This is a genomic window from Sphingomonas sp. SP2 (assembly GCF_058313385.1).
Genome location: NZ_JBZFLD010000001.1, coordinates 59682 through 77732, shown reverse-complemented (window position 1 = coordinate 77732; position 18051 = coordinate 59682). Strand labels below are relative to the sequence as shown.

At 67.9% G+C, this 18051-nt stretch carries 21 protein-coding genes; 9 read left to right on the top strand and 12 right to left on the bottom strand.

Annotated features, from left to right (window positions below):
* Positions 1-2: 2 nt before the first annotated feature.
* From puhB to AC4GYU_RS00410, 7 genes are all read left to right on the top strand, one after another.
* Positions 3-629, top strand: coding sequence for a photosynthetic complex putative assembly protein PuhB (gene puhB, locus AC4GYU_RS00440; RefSeq protein WP_491084952.1), 627 nt, complete (start codon positions 3-5; stop codon positions 627-629).
* On the top strand, positions 626-1108 hold the full coding sequence (gene puhC, locus AC4GYU_RS00435) for a photosynthetic complex assembly protein PuhC (protein WP_491084951.1): 483 nt from the start codon (positions 626-628) through the stop codon (positions 1106-1108). The genes puhB and puhC overlap by 4 nt, the downstream gene beginning before the upstream one ends.
* Positions 1105-1401, top strand: coding sequence for a hypothetical protein (locus tag AC4GYU_RS00430; RefSeq protein ID WP_491084950.1), 297 nt, complete (start codon positions 1105-1107; stop codon positions 1399-1401). Before puhC ends, AC4GYU_RS00430 begins: the two co-directional genes overlap by 4 nt.
* Positions 1398-2441, top strand: a complete 1044-nt coding sequence (acsF, locus tag AC4GYU_RS00425) for a magnesium-protoporphyrin IX monomethyl ester (oxidative) cyclase (RefSeq protein WP_491084949.1) — start codon at positions 1398-1400, stop codon at positions 2439-2441. The genes AC4GYU_RS00430 and acsF overlap by 4 nt, the downstream gene beginning before the upstream one ends.
* A complete protein-coding gene (puhE, locus tag AC4GYU_RS00420) occupies positions 2435-3226 on the top strand; it encodes a putative photosynthetic complex assembly protein PuhE (protein WP_491084948.1) in 792 nt (263 codons plus the stop codon). Before acsF ends, puhE begins: the two co-directional genes overlap by 7 nt.
* A gap of 11 nt (positions 3227-3237) precedes the next feature.
* Positions 3238-4458 carry a 5-aminolevulinate synthase gene (gene hemA, locus AC4GYU_RS00415; RefSeq protein WP_491084947.1) on the top strand — a complete coding sequence of 407 codons (1221 nt, stop codon included), beginning with the start codon at positions 3238-3240 and terminating at the stop codon, positions 4456-4458.
* 108 nt (positions 4459-4566) lie between these two features.
* Entirely contained in the window at positions 4567-4770 is a 204-nt protein-coding gene (locus AC4GYU_RS00410) for a hypothetical protein (RefSeq protein WP_491084946.1), read from the top strand.
* A gap of 9 nt (positions 4771-4779) precedes the next feature.
* Here AC4GYU_RS00410 and pufC read toward each other — a convergent pair whose 3' ends face one another.
* From pufC to AC4GYU_RS00360, 10 genes are all read right to left on the bottom strand, one after another.
* Positions 4780-5916 carry a photosynthetic reaction center cytochrome PufC gene (gene pufC / locus AC4GYU_RS00405; RefSeq protein WP_491084945.1) on the bottom strand — a complete coding sequence of 379 codons (1137 nt, stop codon included), beginning with the start codon at positions 5914-5916 and terminating at the stop codon, positions 4780-4782.
* 11 nt (positions 5917-5927) lie between these two features.
* A complete protein-coding gene (gene pufM, locus AC4GYU_RS00400) occupies positions 5928-7022 on the bottom strand; it encodes a photosynthetic reaction center subunit M (RefSeq protein ID WP_491084944.1) in 1095 nt (364 codons plus the stop codon).
* 16 nt (positions 7023-7038) lie between these two features.
* Positions 7039-7860 (bottom strand): photosynthetic reaction center subunit L, encoded by an 822-nt coding sequence (gene pufL / locus AC4GYU_RS00395; RefSeq protein WP_491084943.1) that lies wholly within the window; start codon positions 7858-7860, stop codon positions 7039-7041.
* A 116-nt stretch (positions 7861-7976) separates the two neighbouring features.
* A complete protein-coding gene (gene pufA, locus AC4GYU_RS00390) occupies positions 7977-8189 on the bottom strand; it encodes a light-harvesting antenna LH1, alpha subunit (RefSeq protein WP_491084942.1) in 213 nt (70 codons plus the stop codon).
* Positions 8190-8201: 12 nt separating this feature from the next.
* Positions 8202-8447 (bottom strand): light-harvesting antenna LH1, beta subunit, encoded by a 246-nt coding sequence (gene pufB, locus AC4GYU_RS00385; RefSeq protein WP_491084941.1) that lies wholly within the window; start codon positions 8445-8447, stop codon positions 8202-8204.
* A 124-nt stretch (positions 8448-8571) separates the two neighbouring features.
* Positions 8572-10014, bottom strand: a complete 1443-nt coding sequence (bchZ, locus tag AC4GYU_RS00380; protein ID WP_491084940.1) for a chlorophyllide a reductase subunit Z — start codon at positions 10012-10014, stop codon at positions 8572-8574.
* Complete coding sequence (gene bchY / locus AC4GYU_RS00375; RefSeq protein ID WP_491084939.1) at positions 10011-11531, bottom strand: chlorophyllide a reductase subunit Y; 1521 nt, start codon at positions 11529-11531, stop codon at positions 10011-10013. The genes bchZ and bchY overlap by 4 nt, the downstream gene beginning before the upstream one ends.
* 12 nt (positions 11532-11543) lie before the next feature.
* Complete coding sequence (locus AC4GYU_RS00370) at positions 11544-12524, bottom strand: chlorophyllide a reductase iron protein subunit X (RefSeq protein WP_491084938.1); 981 nt, start codon at positions 12522-12524, stop codon at positions 11544-11546.
* On the bottom strand, positions 12524-13459 hold the full coding sequence (gene bchC / locus AC4GYU_RS00365) for a chlorophyll synthesis pathway protein BchC (RefSeq protein WP_491084937.1): 936 nt from the start codon (positions 13457-13459) through the stop codon (positions 12524-12526). Before bchC ends, AC4GYU_RS00370 begins: the two co-directional genes overlap by 1 nt.
* 89 nt (positions 13460-13548) lie before the next feature.
* A complete protein-coding gene (locus AC4GYU_RS00360) occupies positions 13549-14652 on the bottom strand; it encodes a methyltransferase (RefSeq protein ID WP_491084936.1) in 1104 nt (367 codons plus the stop codon).
* 73 nt (positions 14653-14725) lie between these two features.
* On the opposite strand from AC4GYU_RS00360, the gene crtD reads away from it, so the two are divergent.
* On the top strand, positions 14726-16273 hold the full coding sequence (gene crtD, locus AC4GYU_RS00355) for a 1-hydroxycarotenoid 3,4-desaturase CrtD (protein ID WP_491084935.1): 1548 nt from the start codon (positions 14726-14728) through the stop codon (positions 16271-16273).
* Positions 16246-17112, top strand: a complete 867-nt coding sequence (locus AC4GYU_RS00350; protein ID WP_491086852.1) for a hypothetical protein — start codon at positions 16246-16248, stop codon at positions 17110-17112. The genes crtD and AC4GYU_RS00350 overlap by 28 nt, the downstream gene beginning before the upstream one ends.
* A gap of 3 nt (positions 17113-17115) precedes the next feature.
* Here AC4GYU_RS00350 and AC4GYU_RS00345 read toward each other — a convergent pair whose 3' ends face one another.
* Both AC4GYU_RS00345 and bchO read right to left on the bottom strand, forming a co-directional pair.
* Entirely contained in the window at positions 17116-17238 is a 123-nt protein-coding gene (locus tag AC4GYU_RS00345; RefSeq protein WP_491084934.1) for a hypothetical protein, read from the bottom strand.
* A complete protein-coding gene (gene bchO / locus AC4GYU_RS00340) occupies positions 17235-18050 on the bottom strand; it encodes an alpha/beta fold hydrolase BchO (RefSeq protein ID WP_491084933.1) in 816 nt (271 codons plus the stop codon). Before bchO ends, AC4GYU_RS00345 begins: the two co-directional genes overlap by 4 nt.
* Position 18051 lies beyond the last annotated feature (1 nt).

Genomic DNA, 18051 nt, shown 5'->3' with positions numbered 1-18051 from the left:
TCATGCCGAAGGATCGCCTTCACGGGCTTCCGGGACCGCTGCCCAAGGGCGAGGCGATCGTCTGGCAGGGAACGCCCGACTGGCTGCTGCTGCTGCGGACGGTCTTCCATGCCCGCCTCGTCGCGGTCTATTTCGGGGTGCTGGCCTTCGCCGGGGCCGTGTTCGGAAGCGCGATCGGGGCCCTGCTGACGCTCGCCGCCGGCGCCGCCTTCCTCGGGGTGGTGGCGCTGCTCAGCCGCGCCATCGCGCGCACCACCGTCTATACGCTCACCGATCGCCGGATGGTGATGAAGCTCGGTGTCGCGCTGCCGATGAGCTTCAACCTCCCCCTGTCGCAGATCGACGCGGCCGATCTTCGCATGCACGGCCAGGGTCGGGGCGACATCGCGCTTCGCCTGAAGGGCCAGGGCCGCATCGCCTGGGCCTTGCTCTGGCCGCACGTCCGTCCCTGGCGCCTCGGCCGGCCCGAGCCGATGCTTCGGGCAATCGCCAATGCCGACGATGTCGCGATCCTGCTCTACCGCTGCTGCGCGGCCGTGGTCACCGAGGCCGAGATGCAGCCGCAGCCAGCCCGCCCGGCCCGTAAGCCCGCCCGCACAGCGGTCGAGCCTGTCGGAGTGCCGGCATGAACACGCTCGAGCATCATAGCCACGAGAATATGGTCCCGCCGGCCGCCCTCAAGGCAGCGGTTGCACTGGTCGCCGTGTCGCTGTTGCTCGTTGCCGCCGTCCGGATCGGCGTCGTCGTCCCCGGCCCGAGCGCCAGCGAGGTTCGCGCCGAAGCCCGCATGACGCCCCGCGCCGAGCGCATGCTCCGCTTCGAGGACCGGGCGGGGCAGGTGCTCGTCTCCGATGCCGGAAGCGGCGTCCCGATTGCCTCGATCGGACAGGAGGGAAGCGGCTTCATTCGCGGCGTGATGCGCGGCCTCGCCCGCGAACGCCGCCTCAATGGCGAGGGCGCGTCGGCTCCGTTCCGGCTTGCGGCCTGGCCCGACGGCGCGCTGACGCTCACCGACACCGCGACTGGCCGGGTGATCGAACTCGAAAGCTTCGGCCCCACCAACAAGGCTGCGTTCGCGGCCTTCCTCGCCCCGGAGAAACGCTCGTGAGCCTGATCTGCGCCGCCCGCTTCGACACGCCCTGCCGGATCAATGTGGAGCATAGCCCGGACTCGCTCCACGCCCATCTCGAGCTTCCCGACGAGATCGCGCTCGGGCCCGGCGACCGGGTGCGGGTGCATGGCGAGCCGGTCGTGGTCCCGTTCGGCCAAAGCCTCAGCATCGACCGCGTCGCAACGGTCGAAATTGCGGGGCCGCTCCGGCGGGCCTGGACCCGCGCCGCTGCCTATTTCGACATGGCCGAGCTCTATGAGGTCAGCTTCACCCCCCGGAGGTTCGCATGAACGCCCACGCGCACATCAGGACGTCGGACGAGTCGCTGGCGATGGCCTGCGAGGACACGGTCCTCAGCCCGCGCTTCTACACGACCGATTATGCCGCTCTCGACCGGATCGACGTCACGCCGGTGCGCGCCGAATGGGATGCGCTGATGGCCGAGTTCGACCGCGACGAGAACCGCCGCCATTTCAAGCAGTCGGGCGAATTCGAGGGGGTCCTCGAAAACCTCCCCCCGGCACTGCGCCGCGAGTTCATCGACTTTCTCGTCAGTTCGCTCACCGCCGAATTTAGCGGCTGCGTGCTCTACGCCGAAATCGCCAAGCGGGTGACCAATCCCGACGTCAGGAAGCTGTTCAAGGTCCTGGCCCGCGACGAAAGCCGCCATGCCGGCTTCATCAACGAAACGCTCAAGGATGCCGGGCTGGGGGTCGACCTCAGCTTCCTCACCAAGACCAAGAAATACACTTACTTCCGGCCCAAGTTCATCTTCTACGCCGTCTATCTGTCGGAGAAGATCGGCTACGCCCGCTACATCACCATATTCCGTCAGCTCGAGCAGCATCCCGAGCTTCGCTTCCATCCGATCTTCGCCTGGTTCGAGCGCTGGTGTCAGGATGAATTCCGGCACGGCGAGGCGTTCGCCATGCTGATGCGCTCGGACCCCAAGTTGCTGACCGGGCTCAACCGCCTGTGGATCCGCTTCTTCGTGCTGTCGGTCTATGCCACCATGTACGTGCGCGATCACGGCCGGCCCGAGTTCCACAAGGCGATCGGGATCGATCCGACCGACTATGACTACAAGGTCTATCACATCTGCTCGCAGATCAGCCGCCAGGTCTTCCCGGTCCAGTTGCCGATCGACGATCCGCGCTTCCGCGCGGCGATGGAGCAGCTGCGCCGCGCCAATGACGGCATCGCCAGCCGCCGCGGCCTCGCACGGCTGCCGCATTATGCCTCGGCCGCCTTCGCCTTCGCGAAGATGTACTTCCTCCGCCCCGAGCCCGTCTCGCTCCCAGCGAGCGTCAGGATGCAGCCGGCGTGGTGAGCCTCACCGGCCATCTGTTGCCGGCCTTGGTCGTGCTGGCCTGCTGGTTCGCCAGCACGGGCTTCATCCTGTGGATGGTGCACCGGCCCCGCGCGACCTACCGCCCGGCCATGATCAGCCTGTCGATTGCCGCAGTGGCCGGGGTCGCGGTGATCGTCGCCACCCGCCACGACGGCGGGGTCGCGGCGAGCTATGCGGCAGCGCTGTCCGCCCTGGTCATCTGGGGCTGGCAGGAATTCGCCTTCCTGACCGGCGCGGCGGCAGGCCCGCGGCGCCTCCCGGCCGACCGCAGCGCGCGCGGCTTCCGGCGCTTCCGGCAGGCCGCCGAGGCCCTGCTCTGGCATGAACTCGCCCTCGCGCTGCTGCTCGTCCTTCTCGTCGTGATCAGCCGGGGAAGCGCCAATCAAATTGGGGCCTCGGTATTCGGCTTGCTGTTCGTGCTCCGCCTCGCGGCCAAGCTCAGCATCTTCAGCGGCGTTCCCAATCTCAGCGACGAGCTGATGCCGGCGCAGCTTTATTACCTGCGCAGCTATTTCGGACCGCGCCGGCTGAGCCTCACGCTGCTGCTCTGCCTGACGCTCAGCGTTGCGCTCGCCATCGTGCTGGCGGACCGGGCCCTCGACGCAGGGACGGGCGTCGCCGCGGTCGGGCCGAGCCTCGTCTTCGCGCTGGCCGGCCTCGGTGCGCTCGAACTTCTTTTTCTCGCCCTTCCGGTGCGCGACGGTGCCTTGTGGCGCTGGGCGCTCCGACCGGGCGCAACGACACGCATTGCGGGACAGGCATAGGGGGTAAGTCCATGGACTATGAGGCCTATTTCAACGCGGCGCTGGACTCCCTGAAGGGCGAGGGCCGCTACCGCATCTTCGCCGAGCTCGAGCGGCGCCGAGGCAATTATCCGAAGGCGCGTTGGCATAGTGGCGAGGGCCATGACGAAGTCACCGTCTGGTGCTCGAACGACTATCTCGGCATGGGCCAGCATCCCGTGGTGCTCGATGCGATCCACGAGACGCTCGACTGCTGCGGCGCGGGGGCCGGGGGCACGCGCAACATTGCCGGGACCACCCACCAGCACGTCTGCCTCGAACGCGAGCTGGCCGATCTCCACGGCAAGGAATCGGCGCTGCTCTTCACCTCAGGCTATGTGTCCAACTGGGCCGCACTGGGCACGCTCGGTGCGAAGATCCCCGACATCGTCATCCTCTCCGACGCGGGCAACCATGCCTCGATGATCGAAGGCATCCGCCACAGCCGGGCCGAGCGGCAGGTCTTTGCCCACAATGACTGGCGCGATCTTGACCGGCGCCTGTCGCTGCTCGACAAGGACCGGCCCAAGCTCGTTGCCTTCGAGAGCGTCTATTCAATGGACGGCGACATCGCGCCGATTGCGGAGATCCTCGACGTCTGCGAAGCCCATGGGGCGATGAGCTACATCGACGAGGTTCATGCGGTCGGCCTCTACGGACCGCGCGGCGGCGGGGTCGCCGAGCGCGAGGGGCTGATGGACCGGATCACCGTGATCGAGGGGACGCTCGGCAAGGCCTATGGCGTACTCGGCGGCTATATCGCGGCCTCGAGTGCGCTGTGCGACTTCGTCCGCAGCTTCGCGAGCGGCTTCATCTTCACCACTGCCCTGCCGCCCGCGCTAGCGGCCGGCGCGACCGCCAGCATCCGCCACCTCAAGGAAAGCGAGGTCGAGCGCCAGGGCCAGCGCGATCGGGTCGCGACGGTGCGGGCGCGGCTCAATGCGGTCGGCATTCCGATGATGGACAATGACAGCCACATCATCCCGGTGATGGTCGGCAATCCGGTCCACTGCAAACAGATCAGCGACTGGTTGCTCGACGAATATCGTATCTACGTGCAGCCGATCAATTATCCGACCGTGCCGCGGGGCACCGAGCGGCTTCGGATCACGCCCTCGCCGGTCCACTCTGCCGAGGACATCGATCGACTGGTCGACGCGCTCAGCGAAATCTGGTCGCGCTGCGCGCTGAGTCGGGTACCCGTCGCCGCCTGACGCCGCGTCGGCGCGAAGCTTCCGGGGCGGTCGGACCTCCGGCCGCCCTTCTTCCTTGAGAGGCAGGGATATCGAAGGGCGGGGGCAAGCGACAAGCGAGACCGCGTCATGAGCCTTTCGGACGATCTGCCCGCCAACAACCTCTTCATCCTGCTTGCAGTCTTCCTGGTCGCCTTGGTTGCGTTTCTCTGGTTCCTGCGCAAGCCGGGCAACCGCCATCCTATGGACGGCGAGCGAGGGCGAGAACTCGAAGAGCGGCGCGCGCGCGACAATGCGCAGGATGTCACCGACGTGCCGCCGACGCGGCGCTGAGCAGGCTTCCTAGCGGGTCGGCTGCGTCGGCGCCGTCGCTGCGCCGGGCGCGTTGGGCGGACTGATCTTTCCGGCCATGGTGCCCGGCTGGCGGAGCGCATTGACCACGCCCTGCTCGGCTGCTGGCCGGGGGGTCGGCGAATAGCCGGCCGGGCGCAGATAGGGATGGTCGGGGATCATCGAGCGCCCGCCAAGCGGCTTATTAATGCCCTGGTGGCAGGTCAGGCAATTAACCTGCAGCGGCTGCCCGGTCGGACCGAGGCGGTTGGGCGGGAAGACGCCGGCGCGGGCCAGCGGAATGATGTGCGACCCATTGATGTCGCGCACCATGCGGATCCCGTACCAGGCGGTCGCGCGCTGCGCCCGGCTCAGCGACCAGGAGCGGAAGCTCTGGCTGTTGTGGCAGAAGGTGCAATTGACGCCCAGTGCCTTCGAGACGTGCATCATGATCGCATAACTGTCTTCGGCGTTGCGCGTGGTCGACTTCTCCATCCCGGGATAAGCGCTGCTGGCCTGCACCCGCACCGTCTCGGCATTGCCGCCGAGATATTGGGCGAAGATGTTGTTGGGGAGCGAAGCATAGCCGACATTGGCGTCCGGCGTGTTCTGCCCGCGCTTCTGGCCGCGGACCGACAGGCGGTCGGTCGGCGCCTCGGGCGTCCAGACATATTTGGGTACCGGCTGCCCGCGATGGCAGGTGTAGCAGGTCACCCCGGTCTGGCCGGTATGGTTCGACCATTGCGAATTGAGCGCCATGGTCATCTGCAGCATCTGCCGAGCGACGCGCTTCGTATAGATGCTGTCGTCGGCCATGTTCGCGGGATTGTGGCAATATTGGCAGTTGGCCGCGTCGCCGGCGACCCACTGGCTGATCGAGCTCATCAGGTGGCCAAACTCTTCCTCGGACAGATTGCCGAGCACCTGGATGTTCTGTCCCTGCACCTTCGGTCCCGAGGCCGCCGTCGCCGACAGCGGATAGGGGCTGGGCGGGATGTAGGCGGCCTTCTGGACGCTGCTCACGTCGGTGATCTGGTCCATGCCGGTCCCGCGATAGCCGGTCTGCTCGGTCGCCTTGCGGCCAAGCTCGCAGCCGCCCAGCGCGACCAGCGGGAAAGCGGCGAGAAGGAGGGTGGTGCCTCTGTTCATCACGTCTCTCCTCAGCGGGCCGGAGCGGGGGCGGGGACTGTCGATACTGGCGCAGGAGCCCCCGTCGGCTCGCCCACCGGCAGCGCGCCATTGTCGATCGGCAGCACGGTCGCGGCCGGCGGAGTCACGGCATAAGGGGCGGGCAGCGGCTGCAGCGAGGGATCGGCGACATTGGTCGAGGGATAGCTTTCGGCATAATGATGCTCGACCGCCCACAGGTACCAATTGTCGACCACGGTCCCGGTCAGCAGGATCCCGATCCCGCCGGTGAGGGTGGTGAGGACCGCGAACCACCAGGCCCAGCGATGAACCGATTCCATCGTCGCGTTGAAGCCCATCGTCCAGCGCCAGAAGAGCGCCGCCCGCTCGAGCGCGGTGCCGCGATCGGTGATCTGCTCGATCTCGCGCTCGCCGCCGTAACGGCTGACCGCGAGGATGGTCGCGCCATGCATCGCGAACAGCAGGGTCGAGCCGTAGAGGAACGCGATCGAGAGCGCGTGGAACGGATTGTAGAAGAGATTGCCGTACCGGATCGAGAAGGCCGCGGTCCAATCGAGGTGGGGGAAGATGCCGAAGGGCACGCTTTCCGACCACGAGCCCATGAAGAAGGGGCGGATGAAGCCGATGACCAGGAACAGCCAGATCGCGGATGCGAAAGCCCAGGCGACGTGCGTCCCCATCCCGAGCGCGCGGGCGCGGCGATAGGTCCGGGCCCACCACAGCAGCACCGAGCAGGTTAGGAGGAAACCGGTGATCTGCCACCAGCCGCCCTGCGCCAGGGGCACGAACAGCTGGAAGCCATATTCCGGTCCCGGCGGCTCGAGGGCGAGCCAGGGCAGCTGGCGGACGAACTGCACCGGATCCCAGTTGACGCTCGCCCACATGTTGAGGCCGATGATCTCGAAGGCGAGGAAGCCGCAGATCAGCGAGGCAAGGCCGAGCTTGCCCAAATAGAAGGGGCCGAGCTGCGCCGCGCCGAGCTTGCCGAGCCAGTAGTTATACTGCCCCCGGCCGATGCGCGGATCGTTCCCGGTCGGCAGGGGCGCGCCGAACTCCGGCGCGCTCCGCAACTGCACCTGGGTGAAGATGTTCTGATAGGCACCCATCGGATTTCCTCCCCCGTCAGGACCAGATCGGCAGGTTGAGCCACCAGGTCCACCATTCGGGCCAGCCACGGGTCCAGAAGGGTCCTGAGATGATGATGCAGACCGCGCTCCAGAAGCCGGCGTTGAGCGCGAGCAGCAGGCCGAGGCGGTGAATGCCGAGCGTCCCGATCGAATAGCCGATCAAGTCGCGGAAGAAGCTGTCCTCATATTCGGGCGTCTTGACCGGCTCGCCCTTGGGCGGATTGACCGCCGACAGCACCGCGCCACCGTGCATCGCGAGGGCGAGCGTCGTCGTGAAGAAGAACGACACCGCCAGCATGTGCGCCGGATTGTAGTGGAAGTGCAGATACTGGTAGCCGGTGTTGCTCACCCAATCGAGGTGGCTGAAGATGCCGTAGGGGAAACCGAAGCCCCAGGCGCCGAGCAGCATCGGGCGGATCACCACCAGGCTGACATAGGCCAGGATCGCGAAGCTGAAGGCGAACGGCACATGATAGCCGATGCCCAGCTTGCGGCAGATCTCGACCTCGCGCAGCGCCCAGCTGACGAAGGCGCCGATCGCGCAGAAAGTGATGATCTGCCACAGCCCGCCCTCTCGAAGCGGGGCGAGCGCCAAGCCATATTTGATGTCCGGCGGGGCGATCGAGATGAGCCACGGGTTCCAGGTCGGGCCAATCGCGGCGCCGTAGAGGATCAGCCCGGTGCCCAGCAGGGCAAAGAAGGCCGTCGTCACTCCGAAGAAGCCGACGTAGAAGGGGCCGACCCAGAAGTCGAACAGGTCGCCGCCGAGCAGCGTGCCGCCGCGGACCCGGTACTTGCGCTCATAGCTCAGGATCATGGGCTAGCTCTCCTGTCCCGCGGTTTGGCGGGCGTGACCTTGTCGGCAGGACCTCGCCGGGGTCGCCGGGCGGGCGGCAGTGCCACCACCCGGCGACCGCGGTCCGGTCGAACGCGTTACTGCGCCGGAGCGACCGGGGCAGCGGCAGGTGCGGCGGCGGGCGCCGCTGCGGCCGCGGCCGGCATGTCGGCGGCCCGCGGGCCGTCCAGCCAGTTGAACCGGTCCGTGCTGAGCAGGATGAAATGGATCAGCAGGGCCAGGACGAACAGGAAGGTGAACAATGCGACCAGCGTGCGCCGCGGGTCGAAGATCAGCCAGATTCTCCACATAGTCGCGCTCCCTCAGGCAAACACGGACAGGGCGACGCTTGCCAGGTGATGCGCGCCGTCGATCATTGCACTGTCGCCATAGCCGCCCGGTCCCGGGAGCCACGGCCGCCACATCCACGCGAGGACGTGCGCAACGATGGCGATCCCCGTGAAGATGAGGAAGCTGGTGACGAAAATGCGGTGAAATTCTTTCGCTTCTTCCGGTGTCAGGTACGTGCCCGGACCGAAGCGATCATCACGCTCTCTGGTGTCGCTCATGCTTCGCTCTCCAAATAGCCCGGCCAGATGAAGGGCGCGAACGCCACCGGGCGGCTGTCTCCGCGGCGGGATCCGCCACGAAGGGGGTGAGCCTGGTCGGACCAGGCGAAGGAGGGGAGCAGGCTCATGCCGGCTGCTCCATCAAGATGTCGGCCAGGCGATCGGCGGTGACGATGCGCTCGCCCGCGGCCCGCGCGGCGCGCTCGGCGCTGTCACGCAGCCGCTTGGCCGCGGAGATTCGGACCAGCACCGGCTGCGCCTCGACGATCGCGTCAAGCTTGGCCTTGGCGTCGGCGGCCCATTGCAGTTCGGAGAGGCCGCGGGTCGGGGTCGCGTCGACCCGGTCGAGCTGACCCGCGCCGGGAAGGATGTGGAAAAGCGCGTCGAACAGCGCGTTGCACACTTCCTGGACGAGGTAGGTGGCGCCGGCATAGCCCATGAAGGGCGTGCCCGTGTGACGGCGGATGATCGCGCCCGGGAAACTCGCCGGAATGAAGGTCGCGCGGGCGCCCGCTTCGGCAAGATACATGCGCTCGTTGAAGCTGCCGAAGACGACCAGCGGCGGCGCGGCCCGGCAGGCGTCGATCACCGCCTGATTGTCGGGCTTCACGCCGGCGCGACGGGCAAAGGCGAAGCTGCAGGGGAGGCCCATGTCGCCCTCGAGGAAGGCGCGCACGCCGCGGGCATAGGTCTCGTTGGCGTGGATGCCGAAGCTCGCGGTGCCAAAGAAGTCCTGGGTCACCGAGCGCCACAGGTCCCACAGCGGCTTGATCGTCGTATGCTTCTCGCGCGCGATGAAGGGCTGGGGATCGAGGCCGAGCAATTCGCCCAGCTGCTCGAGGAAGAGGGTGGTCGAGGTAAGCCCGATCGGCGCCTGCAGATAGGGCCGGTCGAGCTCCTCGCAGAGCTTGCGGCCGAACTCGCGATAGAGGCAGATGTTGACCGAGGCGTCGGCGAGCTTGCGGATGTCGGCAAGGTGCGTGCCGAGCGGGAAGGTCATGTTGACCTCGGCCCCGATGCCCTCGACCAGGCGCCGGATCTCGGCGAGGTCGGACGGCATGTTGAAGGTGCCATATTGCGGGCCGATGATGTTGACCTTGGGCTTTTCGCCCTCCTTCAGCTTCTTTGGCGGCGGCACCTTCTTGGGGCCGAACTGGGTCCACAGCCAGGCGAGCGCGCGGTCGGCCGACTGCCACTGATCCTCGTCTATCGTCCGCGGCAGGAAACGCTGGATGTTGGTGCCTTCGGGCGTCACCCCGCCGCCGATCATCTCGGCGATCGAGCCGGTGACCACCACTGCGGGAAGATCGGGATCGAGCGTCGCCCAGGCGCGCTTCATCGCGCCCTCGGTGCCGTCGCGACCGAGTTCCTGCTCGGACAGGCCCGAGACGACGATCGGCAGCTCGTGCGGGGGCAGAGCGTCGGTATAATGGAGCACGCTGGTGACCGGCAGATTCTCGCAGCCGACCGGCCCGTCGATGATGACCTGCAGTCCCTTGACCGCGGTGAAGGCGTAGACCGCGCCCCAGTAACCGCCGGCGCGGTCGTGATCGAGAACGAGGGTCATGATCCGATCGCCTCGGAAGCCTTGGCGGCGGCGAGGCGCTTGGCCGCGTAGCGCGCCTTGAAGTCGGGCCGGTCCGCGGGAATGTCGTGCCACTGTCCGGCGGCATGACCTTCGCCGACGCCCTCGAAGAAGTCGCGCATCGCCAGCATCCGGTCCCTGCCGGCGATGGCGGCGTTGACGACCTGGGCGAGGCTTCCGGCACCCGCCGGTCCCATCAGGGGACGGGCCGAGATGAGATTGGTGAAATAGAGAGCTGGAGTGCCCTGCGCCTTGGCCTTCTGCACCACGGGCGTGGTCCCGATCGCAAGGTCTGGCCCATATTCCGCGACGGCCGCCAAATCCTGCTCTAGGCTCGCACGATACTGGACCCGGGCGCCGTGCGCCTCAAGCCACAGCCGGTCGGCTTCCGACCAGGCGGTGCGCGGGCAGGCGGTCCCGACATAGGGGACCTCGGCGCCGCTTTCGATCAGCAGCCGCGCCACCAGCAATTCGGAGCCTTCATAGCCCGACACGGTGACCCGGCCGCGGATCGGCGTTGCCGCGAGCGCGCCCTTGATGGCGGGAAGGAAGACGTTCTTCGCTGCAGCGATTCGCTCGGCGGCGATCCCGCAACTCTGCCCGATGGCATCGAGCCAGGCCGCGGTCCCGTCGAGGCCGACGGGGGCCGAGCCGACGACCGGACGGCCGGCGGCCTCGAACTCGCGGATGCTCGCGGTGTAGAAGGGATGGATGGCGGCGACCGCGGCGCTGTCGAGCGCGCCATAGAGTTCCCGCCATTCGCGGGTCGGGACGACCGGCCCGGCGGCAAGGCCGAGCGGCTCGAGCATCTGCCCAATCATCACCGGGTCGACCGGGAACATCTCGCCGAGGAGGGCGATGGCGGGCCGGTCGCTGCGCTCGCGCGGGGCGGCGACGGGGCCGGCCTCGGCTTCGCGGCGGGCATAGCCAAGCATCGCGCCGGCCAGCACGTCCTTCGCCTCGGCATGAGTCGGGATCCCGAAGCCGGGCACGTCGATGCCGACGATCCGGACTCCGTTGATCTCCTTCGGCAGGAGCTGGAGCGGCACGCCCGACGCCGTCGGCACGCACAGGTTGGTGACGACGATGGCGTCGTAGAGCGCAGGGTCGGCGATCTCGTGGACCGCGTCGCGAATGTCCTCGAACAGCTTGCCGGTAACCAGGGTTTCCGAGCTGAAGGGGACGTAGCCGACGCTTCGCTTGGCCCCGTAGAAATGGGCGGTGAAGGTCAGCCCGTAGACGCAGCATGCCGAGCCCGAGAGGATGGTCGCGGTGCGTCGCATGCGAAGGCCGACGCGCAGCGAACCGAAGGCCGGGCACATGCTCTGCGGCTGGTCGTGCGGCCCCTTGGGATAATCCTTGGCAAAGCCTTCGAGGAGCGCGCTCTTTCCGTTGGCGCTCGCTTCCGCGGCCAGCCGCTCCGCCCCGGCATGGCAGCCGGAACCGTTCTCGACCTCGATCCGGTCGAGCTCGCGCGGGGAGGGCGCGGCATAATCCATCAGGGCCGTGCCTCAGACTGCATCATAGACCACTTCGAGGCTCGGCTTCGGCACATAGGCCGCGCCGCGAAGGTCGGCCTGGGTGGCGGGCATCAAGGTCACGTTGCCGCCGGTGTCCTCGGGTTTGAACAGGCCGAGCAGGCCATCCTGGTCGAGCGGCGCGGGCCGCAGCGGCGGGGCGAACTGCACATTTTCGGCGAGCTCCGCGAACAGGGGGCCCCATTCGCCGTCGGGCTTGCCGATGATTTGGTAATTGGCCGACTTGCGGCGAATGTCCTCATTCGCGGGAATGGCGCAGAGGACGGGAATGCCGACCGCGTCGGCAAAGGCCTTGGCCTCGCCAGTGCCGTCGTCCTTGTTGACGATCATTCCCGCGACACCGACGTTGCCGCCGAGCTTGCGGAAATATTCGACCGCCTTGCAGACATTGTTGGCGACGTAGAGCGACTGGAGGTCGTTCGAGCCAACGACGATCACCTTCTGGCACATGTCGCGTGCGATCGGCAGGCCGAAGCCGCCGCAGACCACATCGCCGAGGAAGTCGAGCAGGACATAGTCGAAGCCCCACTCGTGGAAGCCGAGCTTCTCGAGTGTCTCGAAGCCGTGGATGATGCCGCGCCCGCCGCAGCCGCGGCCGACCTCGGGTCCGCCCAGTTCCATCGCGAACACGCCGTCGCGCTGGAAGCAGACATCCTCGATCTGGACTTCTTCGCCCGCCAGCTTCTTGGCCGAGCTGGTTTCGATGATGGTCGGGGTCGACTTGCCGCCGAACAGGAGGCTGGTGGTGTCGCTCTTGGGGTCGCAGCCGATCAGCAGCACCCGCTTGCCCTGCTGGGCGAGCATGTAGCTGAGATTCGCCAGCGCGAAGCTCTTGCCGCTCCCGCCCTTGCCGTAGATGGCGATGATCTGGGTCGCCTTGGCCGGTTCGCCGGACGGAACGGGATCGGGCTCGATCGCGGCTTCGGCCCGCAGGGCTTCGTGGTGGTCCAGCATCAGGCCCATCCTCTCCAGTCGAGCACCATCTTGAGGCAGCGCCGGTCGGTGAAGGCGTGGGGATAGGCTTCACTGGCCTCTTCCGCCGGGCGAACGTCGCTGATCAGCCCGTCGAGGCTGAGCAGACCGCGTTCGACCAGCGTGGCGGCGGCGATGAGGTCGTCCGGCTGCCATTCGGCGGCGACCCGGATCCGGGCCTCGCGCATGAAGGCCGGCGGGAAGGCGAACTGAATCGGGGCCGGGTAGAAACCGCCGAGGATCAGCTCGCCGCGCGGGGCGAGGCGCGCAACAAGGCTGTCGAGAATGGCGGCGTCGCCGGTGACGTCGGCGATTACGCGATAGTCGCGGCGCTCGTCGATGTCGGGGCTGGTGACGGCATAGCCGGCCGCGCCGCTCATGCGCAGCGGATCGACTTCCCAGACCACCGGGGCCGGAGCGCCGCAGGCGATGACCAGACGCGCGATCAACCGACCGAGGACGCCGTGGCCGACGATGAGTTCCGGGGCGTCGCCGCCCTCGAGCAGGTGGATCGCGGTAGCGGTGAGTGCGAGGAGGATACCCTTCTCGCCGAGCCGTTCGGGGACGGCGAGGGCGCGGGCTGCGGGCAGGATGACCCGGCGGGCGGTCCCGCCGAAGAGCCCATGCGCGTCCTTGTAACAGCGGGCGCCGGGAACGAAGACCCATTCGCCGATGCGGGCCTGCGCATCCTTGCCGGCGTCGACGACGCGACCGACGGATTCGTAACCGGGAACGAGGGGATAGCCCATGCCGGGGAAGGGCGGCATCGCGCCCGACCACAGCAGCTTCTCGGTGCCGCTGCTGACCCCGCTCCATGCGATCTCGACCAGGACGTCGCCGTCTCCCATCGGGGCGAGCGCAAGCGAGCGAAGAGAAAGTCGCTCGGGAGCTTCGATAATGACGGCCAGTGCGTCCATCACGTTCCTAGCGGGGGAAGTGACAGGCACTGTCTGCCCCCACGTGTCTTGTGCGCTTGACGGTATATGTTGTCAAGCAACGTGGACGGCTAGGCGCGGGCCTCGATGCAGCTCGCAATTAGCGGGAGCGGCGTCCGCCGGACCCGGACCTCTTTAAATCCTGCCGCGCGCATCATCGTGCTGATTTCGCTGGATTCCCGCGGCCGCCCCGAACGCATCGCGAGGAGGTAGAGGCCGAAATAGGCATGGCCTTCCGGCGCGCCGCCGAGGCGGGCCATCGGCTCGATGACCAGCAGCCGACCGCCGTCCGGAAGGGCCGCGCGACTCGCCCGCAGGAGGCTCATGGCGAATGCGTCGTCATGGTCGTGGAGCACGCGGACGAGCGTGTGGAGGTCATAGCCGCGCGGAAGCGCATCGACGAGGAAGCTCCCTGGATGCCGCGCGATTGGGGCCGGCAGGTCGGCGGCGGCGAGCACTGCGGGACGGTCGACAATGCCCAGGTCCAGCGTCGGGCAGGCACGGCCGACCTCGGCAAGGAACGTGCCGTGACCCCCGCCAATGTCGAGCAGCCGGCGATGCCGGTTGAACGGATAAGCGGCGAGCGCCTGGGCCGCGACCAGCGGCTGGGTAGCGCTCATCAGCGCGCTATATGTTGCCGCATCGTCTGACGACGACTGGTCGCCATAGTCCCAGAGACGACTGAGCCTCGTCGGACCGTCGCTTTCAAGCAGGGCAAGCGGGTCGGCGAGGTCGGCATAGAAAAGCCGGTGATGCCGGATCATGAGTGAGAGACCCGGCGTCCCCGCCAGCGCCGCTCCACGTTCGCCGAGCGTCCAATAGTTGCCGACCTTTGTCGTCAGACGGAGCGAAGCCGCGGCAAGGAGGAGGGTGCGGGTTCTTTCCTCGGCAAGGCCCGTCAGGCGCGCGAGATCGCCCGGCAAGCGAGCGCCGGTCGCCAGCAGGTCGAGCATCCCGCTATCGACGAGCGCGGCGGCGACCTGGCTGTAGACGAACCCTGCCGTCAGATCGAACAATGCCCGGGCATGACGTCGCGCCTTCCAGCGCGTCAGTGGATTCCTCGTCGCCCAGCCAATCACGCGCGGGTCGGCGAGCCAGCGGTTTCGCCACAGAAGGAGGCGGAGTTGCCATCCCCGCAATCCGCCGATCGAGCCGCTGCGTCGAACGTCAAGCAAAGCTGTCGACTCCTTCTGTCCAAGCGGATGGACGCATGATAGGCTCTTCGCGACGGAAAGCGAGGTGCGGGTCATGAGGGACAGGGTGCTGGTGGTCGGCGCCGGAATCGGCGGCCTTACCAGCGCCCTGCTGCTCGCCGCCCAGGGTTTCGCAGTCACCGTGGTCGACAAGGAGGAGAGGGTAGGCGGGAAGGTCCGTCAGCTCCCCGTCGGCGCAAGCATGGTCGACGCGGGACCCACCGTCTTCACCATGCGGACACTGTTCGAGGAAATCTTCGCCGCTGCCGGCGCGAACCTTGCCGACCGTTGTGTCATCCGCCCCGCCGACATCCTTGCCCGCCACAGCTGGGGCCGCGGTCCATCGCTCGATCTTCACGCCGATCCGCGGGCGAGCGAGGCGGCGATCGGCGACTTTGCCGGCGCGGAGGCCGCGCGGGGTTATCGCGCCTTCCGCAGCGAGGCCGCGCGTATCTACACCATTCTCGAACAGCCCTTCCTCACCAACAGCCGCGTCTATCCGCCCGGACTGATGTGGCGGATCGGCCTCTGGCGGGTCGGCGCGCTCCGCGCCATCCGGCCTTACGAAAGCCTGTGGAACGCGCTCGGCGATCACTTCCGCGACTCCCGCCTGCGCCAGCTCTTCGCCCGCTACAGCACCTATTGCGGCTCCTCGCCCTTCGACGCCCCCGCGACCCTCATGCTGATTGCGCATGTCGAGGCGATGGGCGTGTGGCTGATCGAAGGCGGCATGACCGCGCTGGCCGAGGCCCTTGCCGCGGTCGCTCGCGAACAGGGCGTCGTTGTCCGCCTCGGCACCCCTGCCACCGCAGTGCTGGTCGAGCACGGCCGCGCCGCCGGCATCCGCCTGGCGACGGGCGAGGAACTTCGCGCCGACGCGGTCATCGCCAATGTCGATCCCGCAGCCATCGCGGGCGGGCGGCTCGGATCCGCTGTTCGCTCCGCCGTCCGGACCACGGCGCCGCGCAACCGCTCGCTCTCGGCGATGGTCTGGCTGATGGAGGCGCGCAGTTCAGGCTTCGCGCTCGACCGCCACAACGTCTTCTTCTCGAGCGATTATCGCGCCGAATTCGAGGCGCTCCGCCACGGTCGGATGGCCGACCGGCCCACCGCTTATGTCTGTGCCCTTGACCGACCCGGCCTCGCCCCGGGCGCCGCCGAGCGGGTGCAGATCATCGTCAACGCGCCGGCCAATGGCGACCGTCACCCTTATGGACCCGAGGAGATCGAACGATGTGGGACAGCGCTTCGCGAGCGGCTGGCGGAATCGGGCCTTCACCTGCAGCCGCTGGCGGCCCCGGTGGTCACCACGCCACGGGATTTCGAGGCCTTCCTCCCGTCGACGGGTGGAGCCCTTTATGGACGGGCCTCGCACGGGTGGGCGGCCTCCTTCCTTCGGCAGAGCGCCCGAACGAGGATCCCTGGGCTTTATTGCGCGGGCGGGAGCACCCATCCGGGCGCGGGGGTCCCGATGGCGGCCTTGTCCGGGCGGCTGGCAGTCTCGACCCTCGTGAAGGACCGCAATTCGATGCTCCGGTCGGGCCGGGTGGCTATGCCTGGTGGTATGTCGATGCCATCTCGGGCTGCGGCGCCTTCGGCCTGACGATCATCGCCTTCATCGGCTCGGTCTTCTCGCCTTATTACAAGCGAAGCGGGCGGCCCGATCCGCTCGATCATGTCTGCCTCAACGTCGCTCTCTATGGGCCGCGAGGCTCGCGCTGGACCATGACCGAACATGGCCGCCAGCGCCTCCACCGAAGCCGCGATTCGCTCGCCATTGGCGACAGCGCTCTGCGGTGGGAAGGCGGCAGGCTCGTCATCGACATCGAGGAGCGCGCCATCTGGCTCGGCTGCCCGGTCCACCCGGTTGTCCGCGGCCAGGTGGTCGTCACGCCGGAAGTCTGGAGCGGCCAGCGCTTCGCACTTGATCCCGACGGTTGCCACGGCTGGCGGGCGATGGCGCCGCGCGCCCACGTCGAGGTGCGCATGGAGCGCCCGGGGCTGAGCTGGAACGGCAGCGGCTATTTCGACGGCAATCTTGGCAGCGAGCCGCTCGAGGACGGCTTTGCCGACTGGCAATGGTCACGCGCGCACCTCGGCCGGGAAGCCGCGGTCCTCTATGAAGGCGTTCGCCGCGACGGGACCCGCTTCGCCTCGGCGCTCCGGTTCGACCCCTCGGGCCAGGCAAGCGAGGAACTGCTGCCGCTCGGCGCGCCGCTGCCGCCGACCCGGTGGCTGATGGGCCGTCGCACCCGCGCCGATCGCGGCCGCGCCCGGATCGTCCGGACCTGGGAGGATTCGCCCTTCTATGCCCGCTCGACCGTGGCCAGCCGCTTGTTCGGCGAAGACGTGCTCGCGGTCCACGAGAGCCTGTCGCTCGATCGCTTCCGGTCACCGGTCGTCCAGTGGATGCTGCCGTACAAGATGCCCCGGACGGGCTGACGATCAGCGGTCACCCTTTTCGCGATCCTTTCGGATCTCGCGATTGACCGACCACAATTGCCAGAAGCCGAGACCGAGCGCGATCGTCCCGATCACCACCACTTCGATCCAGCCATAATAGGTCATCGAATATGCCTTTCGATCAGCGCGGTGGCGAGGTCCGGCCGTTCCTCATGCGCGAGGTGGCCAAGCCCGGGGAGCAATTCGAATGAGCCCTTGGCCAGCCGCGCCGCCTTGCGTCCTTCGGCCGGACTGATCGCCCGATCCCGTTCCCCATGCACGATGGCCAAAGGGACGGGGAGGTGCGGCAGGGCCCGCTCGAGCCCCTCGAGGCGCCAGCGCGACATCATCTCGATCGTCCCCCGGACATGCGCCGCATCGGCGAACAAACGCTGGTAGACCGCCACGCCATCGGCATCGAGAGTCGATCCGGTCGCCCGCTCGAGGAAGCGGCCAACCGACCCGCGCTGCCGCGCGACGCTGGTCACGAGGTGCGTCGCGAGCGGGTTTAGCAGGAGCATCCGTGCCATGCTCCCGAACAGCGGCGCCGCGCTTCCGCCCATCGGCAACAGGGCAGGACAGAAGCCCACCACGGGTCCCGACACCGTTCCGGCGTGCGCCATCCGGCAGGCGATCGCGGCGCCGGCACTGTGCCCGACGACCCCCGGATTGGCCACGCCAAGTCCGTCGAGCAGTGCCGCAAGCGCCTCGGCCATGCCATCGAGCGTCGGGCCGAGCCGCGGCCGACCCCGGCTGGAGCCATGGAGGGGCAGGTCGGGAATGATCAGCCTATGGCGCTTTTCGAGCAGCGCCGCGGCGCCGTGCCAGCTGTGGTGGCTCGCGCCGGTGCCGTGAAGCAGCAGCAGCGCCGGCCCCGTGCCTCGATCGACGACATTCCAGTCAACTCCGCCGGCGGCAAGGCGGCGGACGCCCTCCATG

Coding starts and splice junctions, on each gene's coding strand:
- puhB (WP_491084952.1), top strand. CDS start 3: ATGCCGAAGGATCGCCTTCACGGGCTTCCGGGACCGCTGCCCAAGGGC.
- puhC (WP_491084951.1), top strand. CDS start 626: ATGAACACGCTCGAGCATCATAGCCACGAGAATATGGTCCCGCCGGCC.
- acsF (WP_491084949.1), top strand. CDS start 1,398: ATGAACGCCCACGCGCACATCAGGACGTCGGACGAGTCGCTGGCGATG.
- hemA (WP_491084947.1), top strand. CDS start 3,238: ATGGACTATGAGGCCTATTTCAACGCGGCGCTGGACTCCCTGAAGGGC.
- AC4GYU_RS00410 (WP_491084946.1), top strand. CDS start 4,567: ATGAGCCTTTCGGACGATCTGCCCGCCAACAACCTCTTCATCCTGCTT.
- pufC (WP_491084945.1), bottom strand. CDS start 5,916: ATGAACAGAGGCACCACCCTCCTTCTCGCCGCTTTCCCGCTGGTCGCG.
- pufM (WP_491084944.1), bottom strand. CDS start 7,022: ATGGGTGCCTATCAGAACATCTTCACCCAGGTGCAGTTGCGGAGCGCG.
- pufL (WP_491084943.1), bottom strand. CDS start 7,860: ATGATCCTGAGCTATGAGCGCAAGTACCGGGTCCGCGGCGGCACGCTG.
- pufA (WP_491084942.1), bottom strand. CDS start 8,189: ATGTGGAGAATCTGGCTGATCTTCGACCCGCGGCGCACGCTGGTCGCA.
- pufB (WP_491084941.1), bottom strand. CDS start 8,447: ATGAGCGACACCAGAGAGCGTGATGATCGCTTCGGTCCGGGCACGTAC.
- bchZ (WP_491084940.1), bottom strand. CDS start 10,014: ATGACCCTCGTTCTCGATCACGACCGCGCCGGCGGTTACTGGGGCGCG.
- bchY (WP_491084939.1), bottom strand. CDS start 11,531: ATGGATTATGCCGCGCCCTCCCCGCGCGAGCTCGACCGGATCGAGGTC.
- AC4GYU_RS00370 (WP_491084938.1), bottom strand. CDS start 12,524: ATGCTGGACCACCACGAAGCCCTGCGGGCCGAAGCCGCGATCGAGCCC.
- bchC (WP_491084937.1), bottom strand. CDS start 13,459: ATGGACGCACTGGCCGTCATTATCGAAGCTCCCGAGCGACTTTCTCTT.
- crtD (WP_491084935.1), top strand. CDS start 14,726: ATGAGGGACAGGGTGCTGGTGGTCGGCGCCGGAATCGGCGGCCTTACC.
- AC4GYU_RS00345 (WP_491084934.1), bottom strand. CDS start 17,238: ATGACCTATTATGGCTGGATCGAAGTGGTGGTGATCGGGACGATCGCG.
- bchO (WP_491084933.1), bottom strand. CDS start 18,050: ATGGAGGGCGTCCGCCGCCTTGCCGCCGGCGGAGTTGACTGGAATGTC.